The organism is Variovorax sp. P1_G12 (assembly GCF_056405555.1).
Genome location: NZ_JBFUBW010000003.1, coordinates 1 through 19549, shown reverse-complemented (window position 1 = coordinate 19549; position 19549 = coordinate 1). Strand labels below are relative to the sequence as shown.

The window sequence follows — 19549 nt, the reverse complement described above, 5'->3', positions numbered from 1 at the left end:
TTTGAACGGATGGTTGACGCCGCAGTCAAGCTGCGCCCGCCCTCAGAATCCGGTCGATCGCTTTCACGCCCTGCGCCAAGCCGTCTTCCGCGCGCATCTGCTCGCCCAGCGCCTGCGCTGTCGTCCGAACCGCCGAACGCCCGGCAAACGCGATCCCGCGCGCCAGATCGTCCGCGCGGAGGCGATTGCCCGCCACCGCATCTGGCGCCACGCCAGCCTGCGCCAATCGGTGCGCCCAGAAGAACTGGTCGCCCGCGAACGGCACCACCACCGAGGGCACCCCCGAACGCGCCGCCGAATGCGTGGTTCCCGATCCGCCGTGATGCACCACCAGCGCCATGCGGGGAAACAGCCAGTCGTGCGGCGCATCACCCAGCACATGGAAGTTGGCCGGCAACCCCTGCACGTCGATCTCGCTCCAGCCAGGTTGGAGCACCGCGCGCCGGCCCGCCACGCCATCGATCACCGTCTGGCGCAGGCGACCGGCGTCGAAGCCGGTCATGCTGCCGAAGCCGATGTAGAGCGGTGGCTCGCCTGCTGCCAGAAATGCGCTCAATGCGGGCGGTGGCTGCCAGTCGGGCGCAGGCGGAATCCATTGACCGCAGACCATGGCATTCGCGGGCCAGTCGAGCGGCCTCGGCACCAGGCTCGGCGAGAAACCATAGACCATCGGGTGCGTGGTCCACATCCGCCGACGCGGCGGCAGGCCGCACACCTCGGCGCGCGCCGCGTTCACCGCCGCCCGGAACGCGCGCCACAGCATCGCATTGACGAGGTGATGGCTCACGCGGCGCAGCAAGCGCGGTACCTGCGCAGGCGGCAGGAACGGCGACGCAAAGCAGCGGGTTGGCGTGAGCGGAAACATCCCCGCGCCGATGACCGGCACCCGGAGCGCTTCGGCGGCCGAAAGCCCCACGAAGGCGGCCAATCCGGAACACACGATGGCATCGCAACCGCGCGCCGTCTCGACGATCTGGCGCAGCCATGCCGTGGCGCTGGCGTTGGCGATGTCGGCGAGGGCCTGGGCGGCCGCGCCTGGCCGGTTGCTCGCCACCACGTTGGCGATCGCCCCACCCGTTCCCACTGCGCCGCGGATGTCGCCGTCGAGCGCCTGCGAGCGCACGCCGAGCTTCCGAGCGGTGCCGAGCGTCGACGCGTCCGCCAGAAACACCGAAGAATGGCCTGCATCATCGAGTGCACGGCAAAGCGCGGCGAGCGGACGTGCGTCGCCCTCGGTGCCGTAGGTCACCACTGCGATCCTCATGCGCGCTTGCTCCCCTGCGGTTTGCCGGCGGCGCGGGCACCGTCGACAAAGATCTGGACGATCACCCTGATCTCGTCGGCCAGCACCAATCCGGGCAGGGTCAGCCAGCGCATCAGCGCACCAAAGTACAAGTGGTGCAGAAGCGATGCCAGGTGCTCGGCTGGCACGTCGGTGCGCAGCGTGCCGTCGCGCTGTGCGCGTTCAATCAGCAGAGCGAAGAGCCCGGCCAGATCGCGCGGCCGCCCTTCGGCATTGCAGCCCTCGAGTTCGCTCTCGATGTTGAGAAATCGAAATCGGAAATAGGCGAGCAGGTAGGCTCGGTAGCGCTCCGACCATTCGACCGACGCTTCGAGCAAACGGCCAAGCCGCGACTCGAAATCTCCAGGCCTCTCGATCACGCCGCGCAGGCGCTCCGTGTCGGCCGCCAGTTCCATTTGCACCCAGTGCGCAAGGACCGCCTCCTTGGCTTCGAAGTGGTTGTAGAGGGTGCCCTTCGCCACATCGGCCTGCAGCGCGATCTGCTCCATGGTGGTCGCGTCGTAGCCGTGCGCCTCGAAGAGCTGCATTGCGGTCGTCGCGATCTGGTCGAGAATCTGCGCGCGCCGCCGCTCGCGGCGGCCAGGAGGATTGGAGGCTGGCAAGGTGGAATCCGAATATGAACGTCGTCCAAGTTTATACAACGTACAAGGTTCTTCGGGACGACGCCCCATCGCAACAGGCAGGATTCGGCCTTCAGTGCGGGTGCGAATGCACGTGGCGGTGATGGATGTCGGGATAGTGGGGATGTCGATGGGTCTGCACCTCATGCTGGTGCGGATGCGTGTGAGGTTCTGTCCCGTCCCATCCGAAAGCGTGCTCGTGCTGGTGGTGCTCGTCATGCCTGTGACTATGAGCGTGTACCTGCGGAAGGTGGGTGTGTTCGTGCTCGTGTCGTTCCCGCACGTGTAGCCATACCCCAATGGCCATCAGTGCAGCGGCGGCCCAGAAGAAGGGGCCCGGCAACCCGGGCCATAGCGCCAGCGAAATGACGACGCCAAAGAGCGGTGCGACCGAGAAGTAGGCGCCGGTTCTTGCAGTGCCAAGCGTCCGAAGCCCAACCACGAAGAGCGTCAGGCTGAGACCGTAGCCAAAGAATCCCACCAGCAAGCTGTAGCCCATCGCCGGCAGAGTCGGCAGCGCATTGCCGTTGACCCACGCCAAAGCGGTGTTGCCGGCACCCGCCAGCAATCCCTTGAGGCACGCGACGAGCATGGCGTCATTGGTCGAGACCTTCCGGGTAAGGTTGTTGTCGATGGACCAACACAGGCAGGCGCCGACGATGAGCAATGCGCCTGGCGAAAACGCCGCACCGCCCGGCTCCCACGACAGCAGCACGCGGCCGGCGACGATGGCGACCATTCCCAGAACGATTTGACGGTCGGCATTCTCCTTGAACACCAGCCAGGCGATGACGGCGGTCAGGACACCCTCGACGTTCAGGAGGAGCGAAGCCGACGCTCCGCTGGCCTGCGTCAGCCCCAGCATGAGCAGCGCCGGTCCAAGCATCCCGCCGAAGAAGATGGCGCCGAAAAGCCATGGTAGTTCCTTGCGCGGAATGCGCAAGGAAGTGGCCGGCTGGTCGCCCGTCCGCTGCTTCAACCGCCGTAGCATCAAGAGGGCACTGAGTCCGAGCCCGCTACCAAGGTACAGGAGCCCCGCGAGCAGGAGCGGCTGAATGTCGCCCACGAGAAGCTTGGCCAGTGGCGTGCTGGCGCCAAAGAGTAGAGCGGCAGCGAGAGCGGGGGTGGCAGAGCGGATGGACATGGATGGAAGCATAGACCGGCGAACGCCCCTGTTGGCGACCAAGTTTTCCCAAGGCGGCGCGTCTGACCTTCGGTGGCGCATCGCATACGCAGTCCTGCCCCACATCTTGCCGGGCGAGCTAGGGCAGCATGCGGGCCAGGACCATGCATTCAGCACGGACGTCCAACGAGGCACATGAAGACCTTTGCGCTAGCTGCCATTGACGGATACCAGCGGCTCATTTCGCCATACAAGGGCTTCGGCTGCGCACCGGCGCGAAGCCCCGAGCAGCCGCGGCGCCGCCGGAAGCTCCCGCAGAGGCTTGCCCGCTTTTGTCTCGTTGGGGTGCGAGGAAGCTCTCAGGGTGCTGCGCGTGCTGGCCTGGCCAAGTCACAATGCGGGCTATCACCCGACATTGGTCAGCGTCTGCTTCGGGGCGCTCCACCCAAAAGGGCGCGACGATGCCATCGGTTGAGACGTTTACCGTGGCTACCAGCGTGCAACGGCTCCCATGTGTCCGGCCTTATCGACTCACGCGCTCGGATTTACCCTGGAACACGTTGCCGGGCGGGCTGATTTGAATCGACCAGGTCGTGTCACCGCCGGGATCGACAAAGAATTTGAATGCCACGCCATTGCCGGTCTGGAGCGTTCCGCTGCAGTCATCGTTGACCGTGTACGTTCCGTCGGAGCCTGCTGGCGGAGAAAATATGCCGCCGGAATCGAAGGGGGGGAAGGGAGGATTCGCAATGGCGATCATGGGCGTGGACACCGAGCCATCTCCGTTGAACTGATTGGTTGACACAATCGCCTTCGGAACCCAGGGAGTGCCAGGCGGACTGTCTTGCGGCCGCTGAAAGCCCGTGGCACTGAAGACGTACAGGCCCTTCAGCGTGGCAACACTGCATCTTTTTGGAGGGTCTGCAGCCGCCGCAAGCGGTAGGCAAAGGATCACGGGGAGGATGATTGCTAAGGACTTCTTCATCTTCTTCTCCTTGTGCGTGCCAGCACTAGACGTGACACCCAGACCATCCCGGGAGCACGCACCGACCCGTCCTGGCTAGAGGCTAGTACTCTTGGGCGCCCAAGGGACGGGCGGCGCGAGGGGATCGAGGTCTTCCGCATGAGCAAGTAAAGCTCCAGAGATGACAGCGATAGCCACACGAAGAGGTTTCCTTGGTTGATTGGCCATTTCCAACCCCGCTAGGTTCGTTGGCCAGCCTAGGTTCGATAGCTTCACCGGTCATCCCCACCAAAGATGATGACGGTTGTCCAGAACGTCCCAACGCGGGCGAATACCGTCATACGCGGCAGAATGCGGGCCAGAACCCGACATTCGACCCATCGACCCTGTGAACGGCAAATCCGTCAACTTTGAACCTGCCTCGTCGGAAGACGCCGAGGACCTTGTCGCCCTCCGAATCGTCGCCATGCGCCCAAGCCTTGAGCGGCTCGGCCGCTTTGACCTGCGACGCGCGAGGGACCGATTTTTGGCCAGCTTCACGCCAGCGTGTACCCGGCACCTGGTAGTCGGRGCGCGGAGGGTGGGCTTCGTTGTTGTTCGCCCCGAAGCTGGGCATTTKCTTCTTGACCATCTCTACGTGGCCCCCGCGCATCAAGGCCAGGGCATCGGTGCCGCAGCCCTYGCAGTCGTGTTCGCCGATGCAGATGCGCAAGGGATGTCCGTTCGGGTCGGCGCGTTGCGGGAGAGCGACTCCAATCGCTTCTATGCGCGACATGGTTTTGAGCTGGTCGAAGAGACTGAGTGGGACAACTACTACGTTCGGGCGCCGGCCATTGTGGCGAGGGACGGCGCCTCAAACGACTGACGAGCACGCCCGGCTCAAGGCAGAATGCGGCCAAAGCCTGAGAACGGCCAGAAGCGGTCGTTGACCTTTTGAACCCACTATGACTAAAAGAACGACGCACGAAGACGGCTCGACCTGCCCGGAAGGCACAAGGAACGTGCCGCGCCCTTTCGTGTCTTGCTGCGACAGCTTCGACCAGCACACGAAGACGTGCTACTTTGACCTGCGATACGAATGGTGGCCGAAGCAGAAGGCCTGGTTCATTCCACTTGCTCCGAGCGCTGGCGGCGGAGGCATCAAAATCAAGTTCTGTCCACACTGCGGTTCCAATCTTGGACGGTAGACAAACTTCCGAGTTCGGCCACTACCTGCCGCTCGCGAGCGGCAGACGGCGCGACCACTAGGATCGCCGACGGCAGTGTTTTCCTGTCAGACAGCCACGTCGGCCACGACTGCATTATCGGGAGCAACATCGTGCTCGGCTGCGGCTCCAAGCTCGCTGGGCATGTTGAGATCGGTGACTACGCGACTGTCAACGGCATGACTGGCATCATCCAATTCGTCCGACTGGGCAGGTACTCATTCATCGGCGCGACCACCAAGGTCACAAAGGACATCCTGCCCTTCATGATCGCCGAGGGCAACCCGTCTAGCATCAGGGTCGTCAATACCATCGGCCTTGAGCGCAAAGGTTTCGCACCCGAGCGAATCCGTCATATCAAGGACGTGATCCGGCACCTGTTCAAGGCGCCAAGCGCAACTGCAGGACGCCCTAGACTCACTGGCCACAGAATTTCCGGGCGATCCGGACATCATCGAGATATCCGACTTTGTCGCCCGTTCACGCACTGGCATAGCCAAGATGGGCTGATGAGGATCGGCGCACGGCGCGAGTGAGCCGCTGTGCGAACGACACGATGTTCGAATCATCGAGCGGGGAACCCTGGGCGACGGGTTCTCCAGCGTCGAATGTAGAGAGGCGAAGGGCGGCTACGGCTACGGAGTCAAAACTTGCCGACAGCGGCTCGACAGCACGACCGTCAGGTTTCCGGCGCTCAATCTCGTGTGGCCTAGGACCGCTGTGCCGAAGCGCACCCAGGCGCGACCGGCTACAGTCGGCTGCGAATTCAACCGATCATTCGGCTGCCGGGCCCAATTCGCCCGATGGCCGACCCTCAGCGATGAAGAGAAAATCGGCCGCCTCCACAACTTTGAGGAGATTTCAGCCGCGGCAATGTGAGACGGGTGTGGGCCAAGTGGGGTCACGGCGGATGCAGTGACAGGATGGGGCCAAAGACAGCCCGCTCAGTTCAGGATTCTCTTCGTGGGCTTGGTCTCGCGGCGCATGCCGTCCCACTCGCGGTCGTGCCGAGCGAGTACGAGAAGGCGGGAATGCGCTGAGGCGCGCGCCGACCCTTCGCGGCTACCATCTGCCGGTCAGAAACTCTGAGGTTGGCGATGCGCTTGCGATTTCACGCATTTTGGATGCCGCGATTTGCGAGTGCGCTCGTGTTCGCAGCCCTCTTGATGGAAAGCGCGCTGGCCAATGAGCCCACCGTCTGGCCGACCGCAGCCTGGGCGGAGAGCAGCCCGGAAGCGCAAGGCATGAGTTCTGCGGCCATCGCCAGCATCGTCGACTTTGGCGGTGTGAATGCGATGGACAGCGTTCTCATCACGCGACACGGAAGATTGGTTGCTGAGGCCTACTACGCGCCCTTTCGGGCAGGCCTCAAGCACGCGGTGAATTCGACCACCAAGGGCGTCATAGGCACGCTCACCGGCATGGCGATCCAGGATGGGCTGCTTGCTTCACGCGATGTGCCTGTTCTCGATTTCTTCCCGGATCACAGCACAGCGAATCTCGATGCATCAAAGAAGTCGATGACGATAGGCAATCTGGTCGACATGACTTCAGGCCTCGATTGGAAGGAACGACTGGACGGCTCTGTACCAGAGACGATGCTGCAGATGGGTCGTAGCCGTGATTGGCAGGGCTTCGTTCTCGATCGCCCCATGGCGGCGGCACCTGGCCAGACCTTCAACTACAACAGCGGCAACGCGCACCTCATGTCCTCCATCCTTGCGAAGAGGACAGGTGGCAGCACCGCGGCCTATGCACAAAGACGACTTTTCGCACCCCTTGGCATCAAGGACGTGCGCTGGAGCAAGGATCCGCAGGGCGTCGAGATCGGAGGCTGGGGAATCTACCTCCACCCCCGAGACATGGCCAAGATCGGATATCTCTACTTGCGCAAGGGTCGGTGGGACGGTCAGCAGTTGCTGCCCGTTGCGTGGGTTGAGCAGGTGTTCAATGCATCCGTTGTCATGGGGCTTGGCAGCAACCCTGCTTATCACTACGCGAATGGATGGTGGACCATTCCGTCCAAGCACGCCTACATGACGGCTGGCTTCAATCGCCAACTCATCATCGTTTTGCCCGACGTGGACGTGGTCGCCGTGGTGACCGGACGACGCCACTATCCAATCGCCACGCTCGTTGACATGATCACCGCGTCAGCTCGTTCGGTCGAGCCTCTGCCTTCTGACAGCGCGGGGCAGCAGCAGTTGGCCGAGAGCATCCGTCAGGTCGCCGTTGAGAAAGCAAGCCCCGTGGCGACCGCACCTCCACTCGCCGCAACCATTTCGGGGAAGGCTTGGGAATTCGAACGAAACACCCTTGGCGTGAAGCGCTTGGTGCTCAACCTCACAGCCTCGCCTTCCACCTACGAGGTCCTCTATGACAACGGACGCCCAGAGGCGCCGAGCAAGCCGATCGTTGGACTCCTGAGTCTGGACGGCTATTTCCTTGTTACAGCGCAGGTTGCTGACAAGCCCGTGGGGCTTAAAGGCGCTTGGATTGACCCGCAGACCTTCCGAATCAATTCGCGGTCAATCAGCGAGGGAGAGGACGCGGCGTACACCCTGCGCTTCGAGGGCAACTCGGTGAGCGTGAGCATTCAAAACAATCTTGGACTGAAAACGCAGATGCAGGGCCACATTGCGAACTAACGCGTGAAGATGACCGTACTCGGCGGCCAGGAGCGGACGGACGAGCCCGTGGCGCGATTCAACCTGTTTGCAAGCAAGTAAAGCTCATTTGGTGACCACGGTTGATCAGCCCGGCATTCACAAAATCAAGGAATTCCGTATGCAGACGAAGGTAGTTGTTCGCAGATTCGTGTTTGCCGCCGCCTGTGCCGCCCTTCTGTTTGGGCTTTCAGGCTGCGGAGGCGGAGGCGCAGGTGGCGGCACTGCAATATTGCCCGTGGCTCCCACCGGTGCAGGCGCGCCTCCAGCTGCGGCCACATCTGGCAGTCGGGTGGTCAGCACGGCGCAGAATTCAAAAGCCACAGGTGCGACCTATCCCATCCAGTTCTATCTGCCGCCTGGCTACGACGACGGCGCATCGACCTATCCAACGATTTACATCACTGACGGGGACGCCGTTTACAACCTGGGCGTCACGCGTTTCAAGAACTTCACGGACATTTTTGAGAAAGCCGGTAAGAAGGCGATCGTTGTCGGCGTTGGCGGCACAGCGCGCCGCAACACAGACTACCTGCCGCCGGGCGCCAGCATATCACGACTTCCTCACTCGTGAACTGTTGCCCTATGTGGAGTCAAACTATCGGGTTGATCCGGGCAAGCGCATGCTTTCGGGCCTCTCGAACGGCGGGGTCTTTGTTGCGTGTGCCTTCWTCATTGAAGGTGCGAGCCAGTTCACCTTTCAGTATTTCTTCTCTTCTGAAACACCTTTCAATGGACCAGCGCGCGCCCAGATCAATCTACTCGAAAGCCAGATGTACGCGAGCAGCAGCACACGAGCCATTCCAGTGACCTTGCTGCTGGGCTATGGCTCAAACAACGGAGGCGGACCGGAGATCTCGGCGATGTACGCCCAGATCGCAACGCGCAACTACAAAGAACTGCAGCTGAGCGTCATGGCGTATCCGGGCGGCCACACGCAGATGGACCTGCCGTCCTTCGAGGACATCGTGGCGCGGTTCATCAATTAGCGTCAGATCGCATATATGGAATAGTCGAACGCCGCCTCTGGCGCCATCTGCGGCTATCAGCCCAGCCGACCTTCAGCTCGGCTCGTCACTTTCCTACAGAGAGCCTAATTGTCGACGGGCTGTAGTCCGTCGATGTAGCGCTCGCACGCGGCGCCAGCGCGCGGATTGCGCCGGTCGGGCGCTGCGCGCGAGCGAGGTGCGTGCGGCCCTGCCCCAGAGAAGGGGGTGGGGGTCGCCGGTCGCGACGGCCGCCAGGCGCATCGCGACATCCTTGCAATTTGCGCTCACCGAGTTCGATGACAGCAGCGAGGCCATGCCGATTGGCAAGACCGGGGTCTGCGTCAAGTCAAAAGGTCCCAAACAGCAACTCGGTGTACTTCTTGTTCACGGCCGCGCGGCGTTTGCCATCGGCACCGTAGTACCGATCTGCGCGGCATAGGCGCTCTTTGACGTCGCAGAACACGCCGTTGGCAAAGGTGAACTCGGTTCGGTCGAAGTCCCCCTGTGAGGCCAGCTTGGTCGCGGCCTTTTTGCCGAGGTACTTTTGGGTGAGCTCGAGCGAAATTCCTTTGCCATCGGCACACACGTAGCGGTCGCAGAGGACGCGCGGCGCTGGCGATCGCAGCGCGACCTGCTTTGCGGCGTGGGCGGGGACAGCGGATACGGCGATCAGAAGAGCCAGAGACAACGGAGAGTGGCGTGGGATTTTCATGCGGGCGGATTGTGGCTTGTCCGCGTGCGGACTGTGCTCGGAAGAGGTCGCTCGGCCTTAGAGGCAGAGAGCGGCCACAACCGGTCGCTCGGACTTGGGTTACGTCTTGCGCGGCGGCCGCGCGTCCTTGCGGGCAGGTTCGCTGCCATCGTCGCGATAGCGCAGTTGGTTGCCGACTCGGCTCGGGTACCTCAGCGCGTCCATCGATCCTGCTCGTCCCGTGTAAGGGCGCATCTCGCTGCCGTTGTACGTTTCGCGGTGCATGGGGGGCCTGGGTCCGATCGTTGGCACCGCAGCGGATATGCGCTGCTCGTCTTGCCCTTGCAGCGCCTCGCTCCCCTTGACCGTGATCGTGTGTAGAAGGCTTGGAGTCCCGTCGTGTCGGGGGCTGGAAACTTCCCGGACGTAGCCCTGTGTACGCAGTGCCGCCAATTCTTCGGCAACCGGTCGGCCCAGGCTCTGGCCGATGGCGATGCCGAGAGAGAGGTCCATGCGGGCAACTGCGCGCAGAACGGCGAGATGGTCCGGGGTGAGGAGAGCAGAGGATGGGGGAGTCATCTCGCATTCTCCACCCATCGCGCCATAAAACGAAATCGAAACATCGACCCGAGTTCGCAGAAGAGCCTTTCAGAGTCGTTTCCTGAGACCTGATTCGGGCCACAAGCTGCTCACCGCGAACGGCTGCTATTCGGCCCGGCTGATGTGCTCTTCGGTGTCACTCACAGAAGCGCACGATCAGCGGCGTAGAGCGAGGGAGCGTCGCAAGATATTCGCCTCGGTGAGGATCGCGTCCCCGGCGAACTCCAACAGCTTGACAGAGCCACGCGCGGCGTCCTCGTTCCCGTGCCCGCACGCATCGGTGACGATCACGGGAATGAAGCCGAGATCTGCAGCGTGTCGGGCGGTAGGCTCGATGCCGATTTCCATGGCAAGGCCGACGATCGCGATCGCGCGGATGCCACAGTCACGCAGCGCAAAGGACAACGGCGTTCCTTCGAACGCGGACATCGCAATCTTGTCGAAGATGGGCTCGCTTTGAAGCGGCGCGAGCTCAGGGACGATCTGGAACCCTGGCGAGTCGCGCAGGAACCATGGCTGCACGTCATCGGGGCTGTCGAGACGTTGCCAGCTCATCGCCATCCGATACTGGAACGAACCCATAAACTCGCGCGGCAAGGACAGGTGCCGCGTGAAGCACACGCGCATCCCGGCTTCGCGCGCGATGGTCAACACGTCATGCACGCGCGCAGTGAGAGCGGCGCCATCCGACACCTGGCTGACGATCCCGACTTGCATGTCGTACACGAGCAGCGCCATGTCCCTGGGATTGCAGACATCGTCGAGCGTGCGCGGGATGGTGAGACCGAATGCATTTTCCATTGCGTTGCTCCTGGCCAAGCTGGCAGGCCACAGAGGGTCTTCCATTGCATGCATGCTACACGCTCCGGTCTCCCTTCTGCCACCTCGCCTCCGAGTCTTGCACGTTTTCTGCGCACCTGCAGGAGTTCCAGAGACTGACCGCCGCCCTGGACACTGGGGAGACCAAGGCTTTCTCGTTCGCAATCGAGGGCTCTTGGCTCAGCAAGGCATCGCGGTCGTCATCATCGATGCACCATCCGACAGACGCTCGGGCCTTGCGGGGCTTAGATCCAGCGAATCGGCATTTGCTAAGGGGCACGCTGTGCCTCATTTCGACTTGGAGAAGCTGCAACTGCCGGTGCTCGTGCTGGCCCAGCATGAAGACGGCTGCTCGGTGACAGCGCCCAAAGATCTGCCACTCGTAGTGGATCGATTGACCGGCCCCTCACGGAAGAAAGCGGTCGAACTGACCGGAGGGAAGCCTACCGGCGATCTGTGTGCGCACCAAGGAACGCATGGCTTCGGCGGACTGGATGCCCCGGCGGTTCAAGCTATTTCCGACTTCGTCCTGCAATAGTGCCCGACGCCTTCATGGCAAGCCAAACCTGAACTCGGCCAGAGAGCGAGGGGTTAGACGTCGCTGTCGAGAGGCTTGTGGCGTTGCTCGGCATATGCTTTCAGTGACTGCATGGTTCGAGGAAGCCCCTCGCGAACCTGCTTGGCAACGCCTGGCCCGAACAGAAAGGCAAGGGCACCAGTAAACCACACGCGGTGAGCCACTTCGGACCCGCCGGCTACTGGAGACACCGTGTGCTCGAAGTGCATGCGAAATAGAGGGATGTAAGCCTCTACGGTGAACGATCGGCCCTCGGTACGCTCTGTGACAGCCATCGGCACGCCCATGCCCCTGCTGGGAGAAATCCGGCCCCTTGTTCCAACTGCGAATGGCCCATTGAGTCGGGCTTGCTTTGTGTCTGGGTCCCAAAGATGCCATCGGTCGACCTCGCTCCAAACGTGGTCGATGACCGTGGGCGGGACTGCGATGTGGATGCGTTCTTCGATATGCATAGATGGATGAAACGAATTGCGAACCCTAACGTAAGGTATCCCGCAGAACCTGCGGAATAGGCAGGTCGATGCGGGATATTCTGGACACGGCTTCCTCCTGAGAGTGGCTTGCGGCCTGGCGGGAAAGTCGGAAGGACTGGAACGGGCCCAAGGCTCCGTGCCAGCGACAGGCTACAGTCGGCCAAGACCGGAAGTTCTGCACTCCCCTTCGGTTTTCCGCCAGCGGGTGCCCTGATGCCACTTCAACGATGACGACGGTCAGGGAGAGACTGCCTTGCGGAACTCCGGATCGTCGAGCAACTGGGCGATGATCTTGTGGTACAGCGCCATGTACTCATTGATTGCTGCAGGAACCGCAACCGCACCAACGAAAGGCGAATCCCACGTCGCTTCGACCTTCAACTCCTTGTCGTAAGTTTTCCTGCCATCGTCCAGCACTGAGAACCGACCCGCAAGGCTGCCCTTACCCTGTCCGATGGACGCATCGACGGTGCTTTGCGTGAGTTCGCCGTGAATCGACCTGCGCGAATCCGTCGCGAGGAGCCCGGCGGCGCGCAAGTCGACAGTCAGCGTTTGCGCGAGGTACTTCGAGAAAGAGCTGTCGTAGGGCGAATAGAACCTGTTACTCCGGATGCTGACGACCTGATCCAGCGAGGCATCCTTGCCGGGCGCCAGCTTGAAGGTGCCGACCGCAACCGGCGCTATGCCAGCTGTCTTGGCCTTCTGCACGTTCTCGACAGCGGCGGACGGCTCCGCCAGTTTCACATTCGCACAACCCACCAGTAGCGCGGCACCCAGACACATCAGCCAAACCGCCAGACAGCGCACGTTCTTCAAGTTCATGCTCAAGTTCCCGTCGAAAGTCAGCGGACCGCGAACGCGGAATCCTGCGAAAGATCGTTGAGTGCGGTGCTCAGGATCTGGCTGGTCATCTGGGTCACAGCGTCGGTGATCGAGTTCGCTTTCTTGGCTGCCCCAGGACTGGGGGCAGCGCCGATTGTGGTGTGAATCGCATGGCGTGCACTCTTCGTGACCGGGGTCGACTGCCCGTCGGCAAGGTAACTCACGGTGCAGATATAGCCATCGGAAACCTGTGAGCCCGCCAGCCCAAAGGTCAGGCCGGTGACGAATCCCTTGCTGAACGCGTCATCGCCGATCGGCACGTTGTTCAGCTTCACGCTCAAGAGCCCACCGCCCTTGACTGGGCCCTCTTCCACATCGGAGAACAGTCCGCTGTCCTTCACCTTCTGCACCACCTGGTTCTTCAGCGCAGAAGTGGCGGCCGTGTTCGCCACGCCCTTTGTCTGGAACTCGAAAAGCACCTGGACCGGTTGTGCGGCGCTAGGTTTGCGGAAGCTGCTCGCAGCGATTTCCTTGGTCACTCCGTCGACATAGTGAGTCGCGCAACCGGTGAGCGCGATGGTCAACCCCGCAAGCGCCGAGATGGACACGCGCCGCAGKATCGGCGCGAAACGAACGAAAGCCGACAAGATTTTTTCTCCTCGCTATTTTGAATATCGATCATAAGTTCTTTTTCGTTTCGTTACCTTTTCGGAAAAACCCTCAGGACCGGACGTTCGACCCCGCCTCCCGGTTTTGCGAAACCGACTGACGAACACGTCACAGCGACGCTTCTTTCTGCGCCCTCGCCGTGAATCAACTTGAGCCGATGGCTCGGCCTTCAGGAGGCGTTCTGGCCTAGCGCCTTATAGATGGCGTCGAGCAACTTGTTCTGGGGATAGGGCTTCTGCAAGAAGTCCACGGCACCGTCTCTGATGGCCTGGACAGCTGTCGGAATGTCGACGCTACCGCTGATGAACACAATCGGCATGTGGATGCCCAACTCGAGCAGGCGCTCCTGCAGCGCGCGCCCATCCATGCGGGGCATGCGCAGGTCGAGGACCAGGCAACCCTGCCAAGCAGGGTCGAAGGCAGTCAGGAACTCGAACGCCGAACCGAAGACCGCGACCGCGAGTCCGGCTGCGCTGACGAGTTCGCGGACGGAGTCGCGACAAGCAGCGTCGTCGTCAACGACGAATACAGTGGCCTGGCTCACCTCTTCCACCTCAACGGCCGTGCTGGCAGCCGGGCAACCCGGTCGCCCGGACTCAGCGCATTCTTGTTGTTTGAAATGCCACCAAGCTAAACGAAAACCGAATGCGGCGGAACTGCCCATTGGTGCATCGCAGCCCGAACTTGAGCCGCCACCTCCACAGTTTTGATGAGGTTTCTTGCTTTCCGTGCAGACCCCTATGAAAAGTAACGTTCTATTACATTACGCTCGAATCGGCGTTCTTGCCATGCTCGATCTCTTAGCCATGAATCTTCGCGTTCTCATCGTCGTTGCCGCCTTGACCCAGATTGTCGGCTGCGCCTCGATCGTCAGTGGCTCCAATCAGAGCATCTCCGTAGAAACAAAAAATGATGGTGGATCGGTGGTCGGGGCTTCCTGCAGACTAACCAACAACAAGGGAACGTGGTACGTGACCACACCGGGATCGACCACTGTCCAACGCAGCTTCGAGGACCTCGGAGTCACTTGCACGAAGCAGGAGCATGAGGAGCGTACCGTTGCGATCAAGTCGACCACAAAGGCCATGGCATTCGGCAACATCCTGTTCGGCGGCGTCATCGGCGTCGGTGTGGACGTGGCTACCGGCGCCGCATATGACTATCCGCCGGTTGTTTCAATTGCGCTTGGACGAGCCACGGCTGGGTCGAATCACCAGCCAGCCAACGCTGCAGGCGAAATGCCTCCGTCCGGCGCCTCGACGACTTCGCCGTCTGAGCGGGCATCCACACCGAAGGCCGCGGGTGTCGACACATACAACGCGGAGCTCACTGCCAAGTCGCAAGCGTGCACCACGCCCAGCGCCTCATTGGTGGAAAAGGGCGCAGGTTTCGAGGCGTACAAGGTCGCTTGCAACGGCGGAGAAGTGCTGGCCATTCGCTGCGAATTTGGCACCTGCCGGATCTTGCAATAGAGGCGGATGGTCTGCTGCAGACGCAGCCACAAGTCGTTGAGGAAGGACTTCTGCGCCAGGCGGGCTTCTGGCACGGCGAGCATCGCGATCTCGTGCAACTCTCACTGCTGCGCCACGATTATTCGAGAGACAAATGGCAATAGAGTCGGACCGAACGCGACTGACGCAAATCGGGCCAGAACCAGACCTTCGCGTCGTCGGCTCAATTTCCCGATTTATGGGACATAGAGCAAGTGCCGTGCGTGGCTGCATTCGGTGGAACATTCAAGATGTGGAGAGCTTGATGAATGTGCTGCGCCTCGTCCTGCTTCTGATGATTGTGCAGACGTTCGTCGTTCCAGTACAGGCGCAGAAAAGGGAAAATCACATGGGGTTCTGGACCTTCGGCACGAACGCAGACTGGGTCGCCTGCTGAAGTTGGAGCCCTGGACAGGGCGCGTACCTAGCTGCGCGACAGCGCGTTTCGCCGCGTCTCTTTCGCTCCCGACGCTGCCGCCTTGAGCAGCTTTTGAAAAGACGGGCACTCGGCGTGCTTGGGTGCAGGGCAAACCGCAGCGTGGCGCAGGCTGCGACTCATGGCTCGGAGCCGAACCACCGTGCGGTCAATCTCATCGGCCTTGCTCGCCAGCATCTGCCGGTCGATGTTCGCTTCGCCGCTGGGCAGAAACATCAATCGAATGTCATCGAGGGTGAAGCCGGCGGACTGGCCCAAGGCGATCAGCGCGAGCTGGTTCAGCACTTCCGGGGCGTAGCGCCGACGCGTGCCCTGTTCACCGAGCGGGGCAATGAGTCCCTTATCCCCGTAATAGCGCAGGGTGGACGCCGGAACCCCCGAGCGCTTGGCAACTTCAGAAATATCCATTGGTTACTTGACTTCAACTTAACTTGAACTTGCATAGTGCGCCCACGGCACAAGCAAATCAATCGGAAGGAAGCCAACCCATGCGAACCGTAGAAATGGCCGCCACCACCGTGGCACTCGGAATCGGCGCCACCGCCGTCATGGACCTCTGGCTCTGGATGCTGAAGCGCATCGGCGTGCCCACCGGAAGCTTTGCGCTCATTGGCCGGTGGGTGGGTCACTTCAGGCGCGGCCAGTTCACGCACAAGGCGATCGGCAAGGCCCAGCCAATCCCGGGCGAGCTTGCGCTGGGGTGGCTGACGCACTACGCGACCGGCCTCGCGTACGCCTGCTTGCTGGTGGCCATCGTCGGCATGCCATGGCTGGATCGGCCGACTCTGCTCCCCGCAGTGATCTTCGGCATCGCAACGGTCCTTGCTCCGCTGTTTGTGATGCAGCCCGCCATGGGAGCCGGCTTCGCGGCGTCCAAGACGCCGACGCCGGCCATCAACTGCCTGCGAAGCCTCGCCAACCACACCGTGTTCGGCGCTGGCCTCTTCCTTTCTGCCACTGCGTTCGCCCGGTTTTCGCGATAGCAGGGCATTCCATCCATCGACACCCACTCCATCAAACAGGACAACGCAATGAACAAGCTTGCCGTCATCTATCACAGTGTCCATGGGCACACCGAGCACATCGCCAAGCACGTGCTGGGCGGGGCCACAACCGTCGACAACACCGAAGCGCGCCTCCTGAAGGCCGAGGACCTGGCGCGCGTGCCGGACGAGCTTTTGGAGTTCGACGGCTACATCTTCGGTTCGCCCACCTACCTGGGCGGTGTGTCGGGTCCCTTTAAGACCTTCATGGACGCGACGGGACGCCTGTGGCGGACCCAGCAACTCAAGGGCAGGCTTGCTGCCGGCTTCACCGTCTCGTCGCTTCCGGCCGGCGACAAGCAATCGACCTTGGGCGCGATGTTCACGTTCAGCATGCAGCACGGGATGCTGTGGGTCGGAAATCCCATCCTGCCGGAGCAACACGCGGGTGTTGCGTACGAGGAAGCGGCCAATCGCCTGGGCTCATGGTCGGGCCTCATGGCGCAGGCGGGGCACTCGGCACCTGCGGATTCCTTTGCGCCAGGAGACATCAAGACCGCAAGGATGTTCGGCCGGAATTTCGCCAAGAGTCTGGAGCGCCTGGGCGCAGCTGCGGTTGCTGGGCGCTGCAAACGCCAAGAGCCTGCGTTATGTGGCCGAGGGTACCGGCTATTCCTTCGGACAGGCGTTCAAGCCCGGCGGTGCCTGGCCGCGCGTCACGCTGCATTCGTTCACCCGCACCGCGCGTTGCCCCCGGTAGGGGGTGGGCGCCCGACACGAAGTGCGGGCAACCTGGGGGCGAGCTACTTCTTCCTGAAGGTGTCGTGGCAGGTCTTGCAGGTCTCGCCCAACGGGCCCATGGCGGCTTTCAGTGCGTCGAGATTGCCGGCTTTCGCGGCGACCAAGAGCTTCTGGGTGTCGGACATCAACCTCTCGTTCAGCTCCTTGAATTTGGCCTGCTCCTGCCAGATCTCCGGCTTGGCCTTGCCGCCTTCCGTGCCGGGCCCGAATCCGGCCCAGGGAAGCTTCGATATCTCGGCGACAACTTCCGCGTTGGCCACCGCGGCCGTCGCGTCGTAGGGCGCCCTGCTGCTGGCCATGGCACCCAGGCGGGCGACGTGCTGGCTCTGGATGAACATCGCGCTCTGGCGGTACTTGATGGCATCTTCGGTCTTGGCGAACTGCGCACCGGCCGTCATGGAAAAGCCGCCGCAAGCGGCAACCAGGATAAGAGGGACAAGGGTTTTCATTCGTCAATCCTTCTTGTTCGCGCACCGCGGAGTGTGGCGCCCGGCAGTTTAGACCTGCTGCGGTTTGAGACTGTGGACAGCCCGCAGCGCGGATTCATTCCAGCCGTCGGCGTCGCCGGGAGCGACCGGCTACAGTCGGCCCCAGACCAGACGTTCGTAACGCCTATGCTAGGCGGTCAAGAACAATGCCCTTCCCCCGGCCACTGCCGCGAGACAACCCGCCCATGCACTCGACCGGAACCCTGCGCGGCATCGCCGCGATGCTGTTGGCTTGCGCCTTCTTCGCCTGCATGGACGCGCTGCTCAAGAACCTGGCCGGGCACTACCCGCCGGTGCAGGTGATGGCACTGCGCGGTCTCACCGCCCTGCCCTTGGTGTGTCTGTACATCGCCTGGCGGCGCGAGGCCGCCGGCGTTTTCAACCGCCGGCTGCGCTGGCGCCTGCACCTGCTGCGCACCACGCTGAACATGACGATGCTCGTGCTCTTCGTCTATGGCCTGAAGACCCTGGGCTTGGCCGAGGCCTACACACTCAGTTTTATCGCTCCGCTGCTGATGGTGCTCATCGCCGTGCCGATGCTGGGCGAGTCGGTCCAGCCGCGGCACTGGATCGCCATCGGGCTGGGCTTCGTCGGTGTCGTGATCGCACTGCGGCCCGAGCAAGGTGCCTTCCTCTCGATGGGCGCTCTGGCGGTGCTGATGGCCGCGGTCTGCTATGCGCTGTCGAACATGCTGGGCCGACTTATCAGCCGCACCGAATCGAGCGCCGCGCTGGTCTTCTGGACTACGGCCGGCATGGCTGTGGGCGGTAGCCTGTTATCGGCGCCGCAATGGGTGCCAATCCAGGCCCAGCACACGTGGGTGCTTGCGGGTTTGGCCATCAGCGGCTTTCTGGGCCAGATGGCCATCGCCGAGGCCTTCCGCCACGGCCAAGCCGCCGCCATCGCCCCTTTCGAATACAGCGCCCTCGCCTGGGCGCTTGTGCTGGACTGGTTGTTCTGGCAGGCCGCGCCCGATGCATGGACGCTGGGCGGCGGAGCGCTGATCGTTGCGAGCGGACTGTGGCTGGCGCGAAGCGAAGCGCCAAGGTCCGTACGGCGAAAGCGGCAGGCCGCCTGAGCCGCGGCGAAGCGCGCGTGCGAAGCCACATGCTGTTGCGGCAAGTTCACGCGAGAACTTTGAAGGTCTGGACAACGGCTTAGGGCCCAAAGCTCCGGAGGCAGCGACCGGCCAGAAGCGGCTGTTGGGCAGCGTCGCTCAGTTCACCCGCCATCTCGTTGGCCGCGGCAAACCCGAAGCGTGTCGTGGGCGTCGTGCTGTGCTGCACGTTCGTTCGCAACCCAAGACCGGGCCTCCGTTGGCTCAGAGGATTGGCCTCGAGCGTGACGGGTTGGTCCGGCTCGATGACACGGTCCTTGAAGGCCCGTTCACGCCGCGTCAGCTGCTGAGACATGAGGCCGGGCTGGCGGACTATGGTGAGCTTGCCGAATACCACGCTGCCGTTGCTCGCGGCGAAGCGCCCTGGCCGGCGGATGAAATGCTGCAACGCCTCGATGCCACGAGGCTGCGCTATGGGCCTGGAGTCGGTTGGCAATATTCGAACGTCGGCTACATGTACGTAGTAAGCCGTCAATGAACCACGCCCTTGCGCGTGGTGTCGGAACCGATGTGCGCAGGGCGGTCTACAGCGCGCCGAGCTCGATGTTCCAGGGCAGCAGCGCCTCGTAGTCGTCAGCCGTCTGCGCCAGGGGCAGCTTCTTGAACAGGGCGACGAGGTACCGGTAGGGCTCGATGTTGTTGGCCTTGGCCGTCTCGATCAACGAGTAGAGGTTGGCGCTCGCGTTGGCGCCGCCGACGGTGTCAGCGAACA

General features: G+C 62.3%; 25 protein-coding genes and 1 pseudogene. 12 read left to right on the top strand and 14 right to left on the bottom strand.

Annotated elements, in window-relative coordinates; genetic code table 11:
* Positions 1–25: 25 nt before the first annotated feature.
* The 4 genes from AC1D2O_RS04245 to AC1D2O_RS04230 form a co-directional block, all read right to left on the bottom strand.
* Positions 26–1264, bottom strand: coding sequence for a glycosyltransferase (locus AC1D2O_RS04245; RefSeq protein ID WP_478085515.1), 1239 nt, complete (start codon positions 1262–1264; stop codon positions 26–28).
* A complete protein-coding gene (locus tag AC1D2O_RS04240; protein ID WP_478085514.1) occupies positions 1261–1974 on the bottom strand; it encodes a TetR/AcrR family transcriptional regulator in 714 nt (237 codons plus the stop codon). Before AC1D2O_RS04240 ends, AC1D2O_RS04245 begins: the two co-directional genes overlap by 4 nt.
* Before the next feature lie 22 nt (positions 1975–1996).
* Positions 1997–3067, bottom strand: coding sequence for a DMT family transporter (locus AC1D2O_RS04235; RefSeq protein WP_478085512.1), 1071 nt, complete (start codon positions 3065–3067; stop codon positions 1997–1999).
* Between the two features lie 502 nt (positions 3068–3569).
* Positions 3570–4031, bottom strand: a complete 462-nt coding sequence (locus tag AC1D2O_RS04230; protein WP_478085511.1) for a hypothetical protein — start codon at positions 4029–4031, stop codon at positions 3570–3572.
* A 367-nt stretch (positions 4032–4398) separates the two neighbouring features.
* On the opposite strand from AC1D2O_RS04230, the gene AC1D2O_RS04225 reads away from it, so the two are divergent.
* The 5 genes from AC1D2O_RS04225 (at position 4399) to AC1D2O_RS04205 (ending at position 8870) form a co-directional block, all read left to right on the top strand.
* Positions 4399–4875: a GNAT family N-acetyltransferase gene (locus AC1D2O_RS04225; RefSeq protein ID WP_478156290.1), complete on the top strand. Its 477-nt coding sequence runs from the start codon at positions 4399–4401 to the stop codon at positions 4873–4875.
* A 453-nt stretch (positions 4876–5328) separates the two neighbouring features.
* Entirely contained in the window at positions 5329–5751 is a 423-nt protein-coding gene (locus AC1D2O_RS04220; protein ID WP_478156288.1) for a hypothetical protein, read from the top strand.
* Positions 5752–6363: 612 nt separating this feature from the next.
* Positions 6364–7863: a serine hydrolase domain-containing protein gene (locus AC1D2O_RS04215; protein ID WP_478156286.1), complete on the top strand. Its 1500-nt coding sequence runs from the start codon at positions 6364–6366 to the stop codon at positions 7861–7863.
* Between the two features lie 91 nt (positions 7864–7954).
* Positions 7955–8455, top strand: a complete 501-nt coding sequence (locus AC1D2O_RS04210) for an alpha/beta hydrolase-fold protein (RefSeq protein ID WP_478156284.1) — start codon at positions 7955–7957, stop codon at positions 8453–8455.
* On the top strand, positions 8346–8870 hold the full coding sequence (locus AC1D2O_RS04205; RefSeq protein ID WP_478156282.1) for an alpha/beta hydrolase-fold protein: 525 nt from the start codon (positions 8346–8348) through the stop codon (positions 8868–8870). Before AC1D2O_RS04210 ends, AC1D2O_RS04205 begins: the two co-directional genes overlap by 110 nt.
* A 346-nt stretch (positions 8871–9216) precedes the next feature.
* Here AC1D2O_RS04205 and AC1D2O_RS04200 read toward each other — a convergent pair whose 3' ends face one another.
* The 3 genes from AC1D2O_RS04200 to AC1D2O_RS04190 form a co-directional block, all read right to left on the bottom strand.
* Positions 9217–9582 carry a YcgJ family protein gene (locus AC1D2O_RS04200; RefSeq protein ID WP_478094902.1) on the bottom strand — a complete coding sequence of 122 codons (366 nt, stop codon included), beginning with the start codon at positions 9580–9582 and terminating at the stop codon, positions 9217–9219.
* Positions 9583–9681: 99 nt separating this feature from the next.
* Positions 9682–10074 carry a hypothetical protein gene (locus AC1D2O_RS04195; protein ID WP_478156280.1) on the bottom strand — a complete coding sequence of 131 codons (393 nt, stop codon included), beginning with the start codon at positions 10072–10074 and terminating at the stop codon, positions 9682–9684.
* Positions 10075–10317: 243 nt separating this feature from the next.
* Positions 10318–10962: a cysteine hydrolase family protein gene (locus tag AC1D2O_RS04190; protein WP_477650607.1), complete on the bottom strand. Its 645-nt coding sequence runs from the start codon at positions 10960–10962 to the stop codon at positions 10318–10320.
* Between the two features lie 193 nt (positions 10963–11155).
* On the opposite strand from AC1D2O_RS04190, the gene AC1D2O_RS04185 reads away from it, so the two are divergent.
* The gene (locus AC1D2O_RS04185) at positions 11156–11518 is read left to right on the top strand and encodes a hypothetical protein (RefSeq protein WP_478156278.1); all 363 of its coding nucleotides are present in this window, start codon (positions 11156–11158) and stop codon (positions 11516–11518) included.
* Between the two features lie 53 nt (positions 11519–11571).
* Here AC1D2O_RS04185 and AC1D2O_RS04180 read toward each other — a convergent pair whose 3' ends face one another.
* The 4 genes from AC1D2O_RS04180 to AC1D2O_RS04165 all read right to left on the bottom strand — a co-directional run bounded on the left by AC1D2O_RS04180 (position 11572) and on the right by AC1D2O_RS04165 (position 14185).
* Positions 11572–12009 (bottom strand): SRPBCC family protein, encoded by a 438-nt coding sequence (locus AC1D2O_RS04180; RefSeq protein ID WP_477650605.1) that lies wholly within the window; start codon positions 12007–12009, stop codon positions 11572–11574.
* Between the two features lie 258 nt (positions 12010–12267).
* On the bottom strand, positions 12268–12852 hold the full coding sequence (locus AC1D2O_RS04175) for a hypothetical protein (RefSeq protein ID WP_478156276.1): 585 nt from the start codon (positions 12850–12852) through the stop codon (positions 12268–12270).
* A 20-nt stretch (positions 12853–12872) separates the two neighbouring features.
* Complete coding sequence (locus AC1D2O_RS04170; RefSeq protein WP_477650761.1) at positions 12873–13499, bottom strand: hypothetical protein; 627 nt, start codon at positions 13497–13499, stop codon at positions 12873–12875.
* A 191-nt stretch (positions 13500–13690) separates the two neighbouring features.
* On the bottom strand, positions 13691–14185 hold the full coding sequence (locus AC1D2O_RS04165) for a response regulator transcription factor (protein WP_478156274.1): 495 nt from the start codon (positions 14183–14185) through the stop codon (positions 13691–13693).
* Positions 14186–14261: 76 nt separating this feature from the next.
* Between AC1D2O_RS04165 and AC1D2O_RS04160 the strand changes: the two genes are divergently transcribed.
* Positions 14262–14993: a hypothetical protein gene (locus AC1D2O_RS04160; RefSeq protein WP_477650748.1), complete on the top strand. Its 732-nt coding sequence runs from the start codon at positions 14262–14264 to the stop codon at positions 14991–14993.
* Between the two features lie 283 nt (positions 14994–15276).
* Entirely contained in the window at positions 15277–15408 is a 132-nt protein-coding gene (locus AC1D2O_RS04155) for a hypothetical protein (protein WP_477650747.1), read from the top strand.
* Between the two features lie 27 nt (positions 15409–15435).
* On the opposite strand, the gene AC1D2O_RS04150 is transcribed toward AC1D2O_RS04155, so the two are convergent.
* Positions 15436–15855 carry a helix-turn-helix domain-containing protein gene (locus AC1D2O_RS04150; protein ID WP_477650746.1) on the bottom strand — a complete coding sequence of 140 codons (420 nt, stop codon included), beginning with the start codon at positions 15853–15855 and terminating at the stop codon, positions 15436–15438.
* Between the two features lie 80 nt (positions 15856–15935).
* On the opposite strand from AC1D2O_RS04150, the gene AC1D2O_RS04145 reads away from it, so the two are divergent.
* Positions 15936–16430 (top strand): DUF2938 domain-containing protein, encoded by a 495-nt coding sequence (locus AC1D2O_RS04145; RefSeq protein WP_478156271.1) that lies wholly within the window; start codon positions 15936–15938, stop codon positions 16428–16430.
* Between the two features lie 48 nt (positions 16431–16478).
* Positions 16479–16841 (top strand): annotated as a pseudogene (locus AC1D2O_RS04140) (flavodoxin family protein); the annotation flags it as partial.
* Between the two features lie 392 nt (positions 16842–17233).
* On the opposite strand, the gene AC1D2O_RS04135 reads toward AC1D2O_RS04140, so the two are convergent.
* Positions 17234–17680: a c-type cytochrome gene (locus AC1D2O_RS04135; RefSeq protein WP_477650493.1), complete on the bottom strand. Its 447-nt coding sequence runs from the start codon at positions 17678–17680 to the stop codon at positions 17234–17236.
* Between the two features lie 224 nt (positions 17681–17904).
* On the opposite strand from AC1D2O_RS04135, the gene AC1D2O_RS04130 reads away from it, so the two are divergent.
* Positions 17905–18798, top strand: a complete 894-nt coding sequence (locus AC1D2O_RS04130) for a DMT family transporter (protein WP_478156268.1) — start codon at positions 17905–17907, stop codon at positions 18796–18798.
* A 124-nt stretch (positions 18799–18922) separates the two neighbouring features.
* Entirely contained in the window at positions 18923–19315 is a 393-nt protein-coding gene (locus AC1D2O_RS04125) for a serine hydrolase (protein ID WP_477650495.1), read from the top strand.
* A 46-nt stretch (positions 19316–19361) separates the two neighbouring features.
* On the opposite strand, the gene AC1D2O_RS04120 is transcribed toward AC1D2O_RS04125, so the two are convergent.
* On the bottom strand, positions 19362–19549 hold a 188-nt coding region (locus AC1D2O_RS04120), incomplete at its 5' end, for a transposase domain-containing protein (protein ID WP_478156266.1).